The sequence below is a fragment of the Micromonospora sp. URMC 106 genome, assembly GCF_051386395.1.
GTDB lineage: Bacteria > Actinomycetota > Actinomycetes > Mycobacteriales > Micromonosporaceae > Micromonospora.
Genome location: NZ_JBPQTP010000005.1, coordinates 84,356 through 95,428, shown reverse-complemented (window position 1 = coordinate 95,428; position 11,073 = coordinate 84,356). Strand labels below are relative to the sequence as shown.

Here is an 11,073-nt window from a genome sequence, read left to right as displayed (position 1 = left end):
TCACCCCAGCCCCATCGAGTTCGCGATGATGACCTTCTGCACTTCCGAGGTTCCTTCGATGATGGTCATCGCGCGCACCTGCCGGTACAGGTACTCCAGGGGATGACCGCGGATCCAGCCGACGGCGCCGTGCACCTGGAGCATCCGGTTGACGACCTCGCAGGCGGCCTCGCTGGCGGCGAGCTTGGCGAGCGCGGCGAACTCCACCACGTCGTCGCCCTCGTCGAAGTGCTGGGCGGCGGCGGCGGTCAGCAGGCGTGCCGACTCCAGGGCCAGGCGGCTCGCCACGACGTGTTCCTGGACGTGCTGGTGCTCGCCGATCCGCCGGCCGAACGACGACCGGGTGCGCGCGACCTCGACCCCGAGGGCCAGCGCCCGGGCAGCCATCCCGTTGCACTGCGCGGCGACCAGGAGGCGGCCCCGCGCCAACGCCTCGGCGCTGCGCCAGTCGGGGGCGTCGGCGTCGGCGGCACCGACCAGCGCCGACTCGTCGACCCACACGTCGTCCAGCAGCAGTTCGAAGACCGGCTCCCCCGACATGCCGTCGAATCGCTGGCCGACGACGAGCCCGGCGGTGCCGGCCGGCACGGCGAATATCCCGGGCGAGCGACGGGGCGGGTCGGTGTCGATGCGGGCCACCACGAGCGTCAGGTCCGCCTGGTCGGCGTTGGAGACGAACGCCTTGCGCCCCCGCAGGAGCCAGCCGCCCTCTTTCCGGCTCGCTGTCGTGGCCAGGGCGAAGGCGTCGGAGCCGCCGTCCGGTTCGGTGAGGGCCAGGCACCGGGTGGCCCGGGCCGTGACGAGGGGGCGGAGGTGGCGGTCGTCGCGCTGCGGGTCGCCGGTGAGCAGCAGCCAGCTCGGTCCCTCGGCGTTGCAGAGGGCGGTCGGCGCGAGTGGGCAGCCGCTCGCCTCGGCGTACTCGTGCATCATGAGCTTCGCGGTGAAGGGCATGTCCTGCCCCCCGACCGACTCGGGGTAGTCACCGGCGTAGAACCCGAGGTCCGCCGAGCGCCGGCGGACGAGGCGGCGGTCGTCGGGCGAGATGGCCGCCGGCTCGTCGACTCCCAGCTCCCGGGCCATGGGTACGAGTTCGCGCGCCACGAAGCTGCGGAAGGAATCGACGATCGGCACGTGGTCCCGCAGGTATCGGCTGACCGGGGACGTGCTGGTCACGCCTCGATCACCTCCCGTACGGCGGCGGTCAGCCCACGCAGGGTGGGGTGCCGGATGAGCAGCGCCAGCCGGAGGCGCCGCCCGAACTGCTCACTCAGTTCCGCCATCAGCTCCGCGGCGTGCAGCGAGTTGCCGCCGAGGGCGAAGAAGTCGTCGTCGAGCGCGGATTCGCGGATGTCCAGACAGTCCTCCCAGGCCCGGCGGACCGTGGCGGGAATGTCCAGCTGCGTGTGTTGAACTGTCATGAGCCCTTCCTCTCAGGTGGCAGCACCTGGTGGAGCCGGCGGCGCCACGCGGCGGCCGTCTCGGTGGCGTACGAACGTGGAACCCGGCCCGGGTCGTGGACCAGGCGGGGGCGGACGACGGCGCCGTCGAACTGCGCGGTCCCGCCGAGGGCCGCCTTCGGCGAGAGCCACGGTGGGAGCCATTCGGCGGCGACGGTGTCGCGGATCCGGATGACGGGGCGGCGCGACACGTCCTCGAAGGCGAGCAGGGCATCCGGGTTGCCGGACCAGCCGGTGCGGGTGGCGTCGCCGACCGCCAGGACCACCTCGTCGAAGGGGGTCTCCGCGTGTTCGATGTCCGACCAGAACCGGGTCAGGAACGGCGCCCAGGCGGCGGCCGGATCCGCCGCCGGGTCGGGCTCGTCGACCGAGATCGTCGTGTTCATGAAGCAGCCCATGAGGTGCTCCGCGCCGGCGCCGCGAGCACCCCAGGCGTAACCGACACTCGTCGGACCGGGACGTCCGGCGTCCCGCAGGGCCCGGTGCAGGGCCGCCAGCAGTCGCGGAAAGAGCGTCGGCCGCAGGGACGGGGCCACCGCGACCGCGTCGACGGGGACGACGTTCGATCCGGTGTCCGGGGCGCCGGGCTGGTGCCCGGTGTCGTCGGTGTCCCGGGCGGCCACCGACCGGAGCCGATCGACCCAGTACCCGAGCCGTTCCGGGGTGGCCGCCGCCGATTCCCCGTCGACATGTCGCCGCACCGCGTCGCGGTACTCGTCCCACCCCGACGGCGGGCGAACGGGACGGGGCTGCCCGTCGGCGGCGGCCGCGAAGTCCGACAGGAAGATCCGCAGCGACCTCTCGTCGACCACCGCGTGGTCGAAGACGAACAGGAGCCGGTCCGCGTCGGCGCCGCGGATCAGACGGGCGCTGACCGGCCCGGAGTCGCTGCGCTCGGCGCGCGCGATGGCCGACCGGACCGCCTCCGTCCGCTGACCGTCGTCGCCCGCGGTCACCTCGTCGACCTGGCACGGCGGGTCCGGACGCCTCGCCTGCACGATCACACCGCGGTGCTCGTCGACCCGGCACCACAGCGCGGGATGCCGAGCCACGACGCGGCCGAGGGCGGCGCGTACCGTCTCCGCGTCGAGGATGCCGGGGCGCACCGTCAACGACAGCGGGACCACGAGGTTCCGCCCGGTCACCTCCCTGATCAGGAAGAACCGGCGCTGCGCGCTGGCGGCCGGCAGGATGTCCGGCGGCGGGCCGTCGGGCCAGGCCCGCGCGAAGCGGCTGGCGTACGGCACCCGCAGCCGGCCGGCGACGGTCACCGCGCACCCGCCGCCCGCGCCGGGGCGGGCAGGTCGCGGATCGCCTCGGCCAGCTCGGCGGGGCGGGGCCGTTCGAAGACGAGTCGCATCTGCACGCGCCGGCCGAGCCCGCCCTCGATCAGGCCGGCGACCCGGGCGGCGAGCAGGGAGTGCCCACCCAGGTCGAAGAAGTCGTCCTGCGCGTCGACGTCGCGTCCCAACACATCGCGGTACGCGGCGAGCACCAGGTTGAGGACCGGATCGGCGACATCGGGGGCGGGCGGCGCGGGCCGGTCGACGGCGATCCGGCGCAGGGCCGTCCGGTCCACCTTGCCGCTGCCGGGTTGGCGGGGAAACGCGGGTACGGCGATCCACTGGTCCGGCACCGACACCCGCGGCAGGGTCTCGCCGAGGCGCCGGGGCAGGAGGTCGACGAGGCCGGGGGGCGGGTCCTCGACGAAGCCGACCAGCCGCGCCTCGGCGGCCGAACCGACCAGCAGCACCGCGCACTCGCGGTCGCCCGAGATTCGCCTGGCGGCGAGTTCGACCTCCTCGGGCTCGATGCGGTGGCCGCGTACCTTGACCTGCCGGTCCCGTCGTCCGACGAAGCACAGCGTCCCGTCGGGGCGCCAGTAGCCGATGTCGCCCGAGCGGTAGTACGGCTCCCCTCCGCCGGCGAGCGGTCGGAACCGTCGGGCGGTCAGCTCCGGCTCGTCGACGTACCAGCAGTCGGTGCCCGCGCCGCCGATGGCGATCTCCCCCGGTACGCCGGCGGGCTGCGGCACGTCCCGGTCGTCGAGCACGACCACCCGGACACCGGGCAGCGGACGCCCGATGGGTACCTCGTCCTCGGTCGGCGCCATCGGCACGACGTCGTGCAGGGTGGAGGTGATCGTCGCCTCGGTGACCCCGTAGGCGTTGCAGACCCGCAGGCCGGGGGCGATCGCGGCGGTCTCGCGGGCCAGCTCGGCGGGAAGCCGTTCGCCGCCCACGACGATCATTCGGAGGGCGTGGTCCCGGTCGGCGAGGCCGGCGGACAGATCGGCGACGACCGACGCCAGGTAGGCCGTGGGGAGGTTCAGCACGCTCACCCGGCGCAGCAGCAGCAACGCGGCGAGCTCGGCCCCGCTCGGGACGTCCACCCGGGGAAGGACCAGCGCGCCGCCCTGCACGAGGGTGGGCAGCACCTCCTCCAGGAAGACGTCGAAGGCGGGGTTGGTGAACTGCAGCGTCCGGTCGGCGCTGGTCAGGGCGAAAGCCTCGACGGTCCGGTCGACGGCCGCGTCGAGCGACGGCCGGGAGACCGCGACCGCCTTGGGCACCCCGGTGGAGCCGGAGGTGTGGATGACGTACGCGGCGTCGATCGTGCGCGCCGTGGGCGGCGGCGCGTCGGACCTGGTCCAGCCGGCCGGGACGACGTTCGTCGGGGCCTCGCGGAGTCGCGCGCATCGGTCGGGCTCGGCGATGAGCAGGACGGGACGCAGGCGCTCGACCACGCGCGCGACGCGCGGGTCGGGGGTGTCGACCGGCAGCGGCGCGAACGGGATGCCGGCGTCGAGGCAGGCCAGCAGGTAGACGATGGCGTCCACGCCCCGGGGCAGGACCGCGGCCACCACGTGTCCCGGGCGGGCCCCCGCGTCGTGCAGCGCCGCACCGGCCTGCCGGACCCGCGCGGCCAGATCGGCGTAGCTGAGCGTGTTCGAGCCCTGGTGGATCGCGACCGCGTCGCCGAAGCGTGCGAAGGCCGCGCGGAGTCGATCAGCCACCGGCGGGGCGGCCGCGCGCTCGCTCGCCGCCACGGCGGGTGGCTCGTCCATCGGCAGTTCCCGGACGGGTGCGGCGGGAGCCGCCAGGTAGGCGCGCAGCAGCCGCTCGTACCGTGCCGACAGGAGGGCGACCGCCGCCGGGGTGAATCGCTCGGTGGAGTAGTCCCAGACCATGGTCAGCGCCTCGGTGTGACCGCCGCCGAGAGCGCGGTGGCCGGGGATGACGACGACGTCGATGTCGAACCGGGCGGACTGGAGGTTGATCCCTTCGGTCACGCTGACGTCGAGGCCGGGAACGGTCCACCGGGGCAGCGGGCTGTCGTGCTGGCTGAACATCACCCGGAACAGCGGGTTGTCCAGGTCCCCGGTGCTGGCACCGAGCCGGCGGACGATCTCGTGCACCGGGGCGGCCTGCTGGTCCAGGGCGGCGAAGAGGCTCCGCATGGCGACGTCGACGAGGTCCGTCCCGCTCCATCCGGGCTCGTGCCGGAGCCGTACGGGAAGGCTGTTGACCATCATCCCGATGGTGTGGCGGAAGGCGGGCGGCCGGTTGCCGACGGCGGTGCCGAGCACGAAGTCGTCCCGGCCGTGGTGCCGACGCAGTAGTTCGGCGAAGAGCCCGTAGAGGACCGCGAACGGGGTGTGCCCGTCCCGTGCGGCGCGTTCGTGCAGGGCCCGGACGAGATCGGGTGGCAGCGACCGGCGGAGCTGGCCGCCGGCGAAGTCCCGGCGGGGCGCCCGGCTCCGGGCCAGCCCGTGGAAGGTCGCGGCGAAGTCGGTGCCCGCCAGCTCCTCCTGCCACCACGACAGGGCCTCGGCGACCTCGGCGCGGTACGCCGGCTGCTGGCAGTGCCGGACGTACTCGGCGTAGCCCGGCGCGCGCGGAGGACTCGGCTCCCGCCCGGTGGTGATGGCCCGGTACGTGGTGAACAGCGCCTCCACGAAGGTCGAGAACGACCGTCCGTCGTGGATCAGGTGGTGTTCGGAGTGCACCAGCCGGTGTCGGTGCTCGGCGAGCCTGACCAGCAGCCAGCGACCCAACGGCGCAGCGTCGAGCCGGAAGAGCTGCGCCGCGTGTCGCCGGAGGGCGTCCAGGAAGTCCGCGTCGGGATCGGTGGCGTCACGCAGGTCCAGTTCGTCGAGGTGGACGCGGAGGTCGCCGTCGACGATCCGCTGGGTGGGTTCGTCGGCCGAGACGGCCAGCCGGAACGCGTCGTGCCCTGCGACGACCTGTTCGAGGCTCCGGCGCAGCGCGTCGCGGTCCAGCACGCCGTCGAGGTCGAAGACCGCCGTGAAGTGGTACGCCGCGCTGTCCGGCGACAGCCGCTGGTGCAGCCAGACAAGCTCCTGTTGGGCGGACAGTGCGAACGTCCTCGACGTGGTTGACATGCGGCGACGATCCCTCCTCGGTGGTCGTCGCCAGTCTGGGCGCGGGCGCTGACGTCCGGCTTCCGTCGCGCTGTCACGCCGCTGTCACGCCGCGGCCTCCGGAACGGCCGCACCGCCCCTCGCGGCCGTCGGCGAGGGGCGGTGCGGCGGAGGGTGGGCTGACCCCTTTGGCGAAGCGGTTGGCCGCGGCCGGCGGGACGCTCGGTGAGCTGAAGCCAACCGTCACGGTCAGGAGGGCGTCACCGCGCGGTGGTGGCCATGCGCAGCCCCAACGCGATGAGCACGGTTCCGCTGACCGCGTCGAGGCGGCGCCGGATCACCGGTCGGCGGAACCAGGCTCCTGCCCGGCCCACGGCAGCGGCCAGGGTCAGATAGAACGCTGTTTCGACCAGGACCTGCACCGCCGCCAGCAGCGCGGTCGTGGCCAGCAGCGGACGGTCCGCCGGCACGAACTGCGGATAGAACGCGATCATGAACACCGCGGCCTTGGGGTTCGCCAGCATCACCACCACTCCCTCGACGAAGGCCCCGGCCCAGCGCGGCTGACCCTCCGGGATCGAGGTCACCGTGGCGGCCTCGGTGTGGGCCCGGCTGCGCCAGGCGGTATGCCACGCCTTGAGGCCGAGGTAGAGCAGGAACAGCGCACCGGCAACGCGCAGCACGACGAAGGCCACCTCGGAGGCGGCCACCAGCGCGGCCAGACCCGCCCCGGCGCACAGCGCCCACACGTACAGGCCCGCCTCCAACCCCAGCACGGTCGGCACGGTCGCGCGCAGACCGTGCAGCGCCGCCCGGCGGAAGATCAGCGCCATCGCCGGGCCAGGGGATGCGGAGATCAGCAGTACCGCCACCACGAACCCGGGCAGCGTCGCGAGAAGATCCATCGGCTCATCCTGCCGTCGGCTGATCGTCGCCTCAATCGCATACCCGGGCTCGTCTTCGGGGGCAGATCACGAGCGGCTGGTGGCCGAGGTACTGGTCACGGCCGCCACCCGGCATCCTCCTGCCTCGCTCGGGCGTGGACGTCGGTACCCGACGTCCACGCCAGAGCCAACGGGGTTGAGACGGTGCCGACGGCCCGGCTGGGCGGTGCGGGCGTGGCACGATACTCGGTGTCCTCCGCCGCTGGGCGGTCGGGACACGACGTTGATGGAGTCGGGATGACAGGACTGGCCGGCGCACCGGTGCCGGGGCTGACCCCACTGTGGTCCCACGACCCGGTCACCGCCGGCCCGTACCGACTGGTCGGCCGCCTGGGCGCGGGCGGGCAGGGAGTGGTCTATCTCGGCGAGGACGACCAGGGTCACCGCGTCGCGGTCAAAATGATCAACATCGACCTGCGCGATCCCCGAGCTCGGTCGCAGTTCATGAAGGAGATCGCGGCGGCACGGCGGGTCGCCCCGTTCTGCACGGCGCAGGTGCTCTTCGCCGACGTGGACGGCGAGACGCCCTACGTGGTCAGCGAGTTCATCGAGGGCCCGACCCTCTACCGCCACGTCCGTGAACGTGGAGTGGTCGACGGCAACGCGCTGCACCGGCTCGCCGTCGGCACCGCCACCGCGCTCGCCGCGATCCACCGCTCCGACGTCGTGCACTGCGACCTGAAGCCGGACAACGTGGTGCTCGGCCAGGACGGCCCCCGGGTGATCGACTTTGGCATCGCCCGCGCGCTGGGGGTCACCGAGACGATGACCAGCAGGGTGATGGGAACGACCGCGTACATGGCCCCGGAGCGGTTCCGCAACGACTCGGTCGGGCCGCCCTGCGACGTCTTCGCGTGGGGCGCGACGATCGCCTTTGCCGCGAGTGGCCGGCCGCCGTTCGGCAACGACTCGCTCTTCGCGGTGATGCACCGGGTGCTGAACGACCCGCCCGACCTGCCCCCGCTGCCCCCGGGCCTCGACGAGCTGATCCGGCAGTGCCTGGCCAAGGATCCGGCGGACCGGCCGGAGGCCGAGCAGGTGCTGATCCGGCTGCTCGGGCAGGACGCCCGGACCGCCGGCCCGATCCGCCGGGAGACGGTGCTCCAACTGGGCAACGAGACCGCCGGCGCCCCGACGCCGAACCAGCCGCTGCCGATGCCCCGCTCCGCCTCGGACGCGCCGACGGCGGCACCGACCCGAGCCGGCACGGCACCGGTCTCGGCGACCCGTCCCGAGCCGATGGCACCGACGCGGGCCCAGCAGACGCCGCAGGGCCACCCTCCAGCTTCCGCGGCGGGTACGCCCGCCACGCCGTCCGACCTGGCCGGCGGCGGCTGGGGACGACGGCTCCGCCGGGAGTCGGTCGACGCCGGGGGCATCTCGACCGCGATCTTCCTCGGCTCGGTCGGTGCCGCGGCGGGCTACGTCGCGGCGGGCGCGGTGGGCGTGGCCGCGGCGACCGGGGCGGCCACCTTCATCGTGGTCTACCTGGTCCGGCTGCTGGTCGCGGCAGCCCTCGGCGGCCGGTCCGACCGTCCCTGACCGAACGGACGCCGGGTCCGGCGCCGCCCATGGCGCCGCATCGATAGGTTGACTGCCACCAGTTGACCGCCGAGGAGGACGTCGCCATGACCCCAGCCCCGTCGCGTACCCGACAGTGGTTGCCGTACACCGCGGCCGTCACCGCCGGGTTGCTGGTCATCGCCGGGGCGTTCGTGCTCGTGCGGCAGCGGGACGCGGGCACCGACCGACCCCGGGCCGACTGCGCCACCAACCTGGACGTCAACTCCTCCACCGAGAAGGCGGCGCTGCTGGTCGAGCTGGCCAAGCGGTACAACAGCAGCGACCGGTCGCTCGACGGCGGCGGCTGCGCCCAGGTGCGCGTCAGCGCTCTGAACTCGGGCAAGGCCACCGAGGCGCTGGCGGCCGGCTGGAGCGGCACCGGCCTGCCGGAGCCGCAGGTCTGGTTGCCGACGTCGAGCCTGTGGACCGGTCAGCTGCAGTTGCTCGACCAGGCCGCCGGGCGGGCTTCGGTCGGCCGGAATGGGGTCGCTTCACCTTCGGCAAGGACAACCCGAACCTCTCCACCTCGGGCCTGGCGGCGACCATCGCCACGTACTACGCCGCGGCGAACCGCTCCAGCGACCTGACCCGGTCCGACCTGGCGGATCCGAAGGTGACCCGGTTCGTCCGGCAGATCGAGGCCAACGTGTCGCACTACAGCGACGACTCGGTGGATCTGCTCCGCGACCTCGCCGAGGCCGACCTGGCCGGCGGGGGCGCCAGCACCGGCGACATGAGCGCCATGGTCATGCAGGAGGAGCTGGTCCACCTCTACAACGAGGGGGGACTGAGCCCGAGACAGGAGGGCCAGGAACGGGGCTCCCGGCCGAGGGTGCCGCTGGTCGCCGTCCATCCGAAGGAGGGCACCTTCAACCTGGACCACCCGTTCGTGGTGCTCCCCTCCGCCGACGAGCGGCAGCGCGCGGCGGCGGAGGACTTCCTGGCCTTCCTGACCGAGGACGCCCAGCAGGAGAGCTTCGCCCGCCTCGGCTTCCGGGACCACGAGCGCCGGGCATCGGCGGAGCTGCTCGCCAGCGTCGGCGCCGAGCCCACCGGTGGGCTGACCTACTTCGCGCCGCCGAACCCGGGGGTGGTCGAGGCGATGCTGGACGGCTGGAGCACGCTGCGCAAGAAGGCCAACATCCTGATCGCGTTGGACACCTCCGGATCGATGGAGGCCCCGGTCGGCAACCGCACCCGCTTCCAGGTCGCCTCGGCGGCGGCGGCCAAGGGGCTCGCGCTGCTCAACTCCGAGGACCGGGTCGGGCTCTGGTCGTTCTCCTCGGAGACGTCGAAGCGGCCCGACAGTCCCTACCGCGAGGAGGTCCGGCTCGGCGACTTCGACGAGAAGCGGATCAACAGCCGGATCGCCAGCCTGCACGTCGCCGGGGACACCGCGCTCTACGCGACCGTCCGCGCCGCCCACCGGCAGCTGCTCGACCGGTACGACCCGGAACGGATCAACGCCGTCGTCGTGCTGACCGACGGCAAGAACGAGTACAGCCGGGACAACGACCTGGCCCGGCTGCTCGCCGACGTCGCCCTGGACCCGGAGCGTCCGGTCAAGATCTTCTGCATCGCCTTCGACCGGGAGTCGGACCTCACCACGCTGGACCGGATCGCCAAGGCGTCGTCGGGCAAGGCGTTCGACGCCACCGACCCCGCCAAGATCGACGAGGCGTTCGTCAAGGTGGTCAGCAGCTTCTGAGCCTGCTCGGCCGCGACGGGGCAAGGGCGGCGGCCACCCGACATCCGGCGACAACCACCCGCGCCAGGCACATTGACCCGGGTCGTCGAATGTGACGCATTAGACACCCCTCCGGGCGACGTGCAGCCCATTCCCGGTCGGGCGGAAACAGACCGCAATCAAGGGGTAGCGCATCGCTTCTCGTCGTTGGATACTTGCCGCCGACGCACGACTGATCCTGGCGTGCCGGTGCCGACGGAAAGGCAATTCCGTGAAGCGTGACCAGTCGCCCGTGTTGCCGGGCAGCGGCGCGACCGACTACGCACGCTATATGCGCACGGAGGCGCTGCTCGACCTGCAACGGTCCCCGGCCGAGATGGTCCACCGCGACGAACTGCTCTTCCAGGTGGTGCACCAGTCCACCGAGCTGTGGCTCAAACTGGCCGCGGCTGAGTTGACCGAGGCGACCGCCCGGGTGAGCGCCGGGAATCCGGCGGCGGCCGAGGCGCTGCTGGCGCGGGCGACGCTCGCGGTGCGGCTGGTCACCGACCACCTGGAGATGTTCCGGCATCTGTCCCCTGTGGACTTTCAAACGATGCAGCCCGCGCTGGGGAACGGTTCCGGGGCCGAGTCGCCGGGTTGGCGGCAGGTCCAGGCGGCCAGCCGGCAGCTCGGGCGCGCCTTCGCCGACTGCCTCGCCGACCGGGGGATCCCGGCGGCGGAGTTGTGCCCGGCGGACCCGGCGAATCCGGTCCACCGGCTCGCCGAGGCGATGGTGGACTGGGACGAGCAGGTGTCGCTGTGGCGGGCGCGGCACTACCAGGTGGCCCTGCGGGTCGGCGGTCACGCTCCGGCGGGCACGCCGGGCAGCCCGACGACGATGCTCGCCAAACTCGTCGGACACCGGTTCTTCCCCGAATTGTGGCAGGCCCGACTCCAGCACGCAGGCGACGATATCGGCGCCGCCCGACCCTGACCCGCGTACTCGCCGGTGGAGACCGGCGGACTCCGATTGTGGCGCCGATTCGGAAATGTCGA

At 73.1% G+C, this 11,073-nt stretch carries 9 protein-coding genes; 4 read left to right on the top strand and 5 right to left on the bottom strand.

Features of this window, described 5'->3' with window-relative positions:
* The 5 genes from ACSNOB_RS02955 to ACSNOB_RS02935 form a co-directional block, all read right to left on the bottom strand.
* Window positions 1–1,173 carry an acyl-CoA dehydrogenase family protein gene (locus ACSNOB_RS02955; protein WP_436685027.1) on the bottom strand — a complete coding sequence of 391 codons (1,173 nt, stop codon included), beginning with the start codon at window positions 1,171–1,173 and terminating at the stop codon, window positions 1–3.
* On the bottom strand, window positions 1,170–1,418 hold the full coding sequence (locus ACSNOB_RS02950; RefSeq protein WP_436685026.1) for a phosphopantetheine-binding protein: 249 nt from the start codon (window positions 1,416–1,418) through the stop codon (window positions 1,170–1,172). The genes ACSNOB_RS02955 and ACSNOB_RS02950 overlap by 4 nt, the downstream gene beginning before the upstream one ends.
* Entirely contained in the window at window positions 1,415–2,728 is a 1,314-nt protein-coding gene (locus ACSNOB_RS02945) for a condensation domain-containing protein (protein WP_436685024.1), read from the bottom strand. The genes ACSNOB_RS02950 and ACSNOB_RS02945 overlap by 4 nt, the downstream gene beginning before the upstream one ends.
* Window positions 2,725–5,862 carry a non-ribosomal peptide synthetase gene (locus ACSNOB_RS02940; RefSeq protein WP_436685023.1) on the bottom strand — a complete coding sequence of 1,046 codons (3,138 nt, stop codon included), beginning with the start codon at window positions 5,860–5,862 and terminating at the stop codon, window positions 2,725–2,727. The genes ACSNOB_RS02945 and ACSNOB_RS02940 overlap by 4 nt, the downstream gene beginning before the upstream one ends.
* A 239-nt stretch (window positions 5,863–6,101) precedes the next feature.
* Entirely contained in the window at window positions 6,102–6,746 is a 645-nt protein-coding gene (locus ACSNOB_RS02935) for a LysE family translocator (RefSeq protein WP_436685022.1), read from the bottom strand.
* 276 nt (window positions 6,747–7,022) lie between these two features.
* On the opposite strand from ACSNOB_RS02935, the gene ACSNOB_RS02930 reads away from it, so the two are divergent.
* The 4 genes from ACSNOB_RS02930 to ACSNOB_RS02915 all read left to right on the top strand — a co-directional run bounded on the left by ACSNOB_RS02930 (window position 7,023) and on the right by ACSNOB_RS02915 (window position 11,011).
* Window positions 7,023–8,327, top strand: a complete 1,305-nt coding sequence (locus ACSNOB_RS02930; protein ID WP_436685021.1) for a protein kinase domain-containing protein — start codon at window positions 7,023–7,025, stop codon at window positions 8,325–8,327.
* Window positions 8,328–8,413: 86 nt separating this feature from the next.
* Window positions 8,414–8,935, top strand: a complete 522-nt coding sequence (locus ACSNOB_RS02925) for a hypothetical protein (protein WP_436685020.1) — start codon at window positions 8,414–8,416, stop codon at window positions 8,933–8,935.
* Window positions 8,881–10,056 (top strand): extracellular solute-binding protein, encoded by a 1,176-nt coding sequence (locus ACSNOB_RS02920; protein ID WP_436685051.1) that lies wholly within the window; start codon window positions 8,881–8,883, stop codon window positions 10,054–10,056. Before ACSNOB_RS02925 ends, ACSNOB_RS02920 begins: the two co-directional genes overlap by 55 nt.
* A 250-nt stretch (window positions 10,057–10,306) precedes the next feature.
* On the top strand, window positions 10,307–11,011 hold the full coding sequence (locus ACSNOB_RS02915; RefSeq protein WP_436685019.1) for a tryptophan 2,3-dioxygenase family protein: 705 nt from the start codon (window positions 10,307–10,309) through the stop codon (window positions 11,009–11,011).
* Window positions 11,012–11,073: the final 62 nt, after the last annotated feature.

Excerpts from the sequence above, each read along its gene's own strand:
- ACSNOB_RS02925 (WP_436685020.1), top strand. The coding sequence starts at position 8,414 with ATGACCCCAGCCCCGTCGCGTACCCGACAGTGGTTGCCGTACACCGCG.
- ACSNOB_RS02935 (WP_436685022.1), bottom strand. The coding sequence starts at position 6,746 with ATGGATCTTCTCGCGACGCTGCCCGGGTTCGTGGTGGCGGTACTGCTG.
- ACSNOB_RS02930 (WP_436685021.1), top strand. The coding sequence starts at position 7,023 with ATGACAGGACTGGCCGGCGCACCGGTGCCGGGGCTGACCCCACTGTGG.
- ACSNOB_RS02950 (WP_436685026.1), bottom strand. The coding sequence starts at position 1,418 with ATGACAGTTCAACACACGCAGCTGGACATTCCCGCCACGGTCCGCCGG.
- ACSNOB_RS02940 (WP_436685023.1), bottom strand. The coding sequence starts at position 5,862 with ATGTCAACCACGTCGAGGACGTTCGCACTGTCCGCCCAACAGGAGCTT.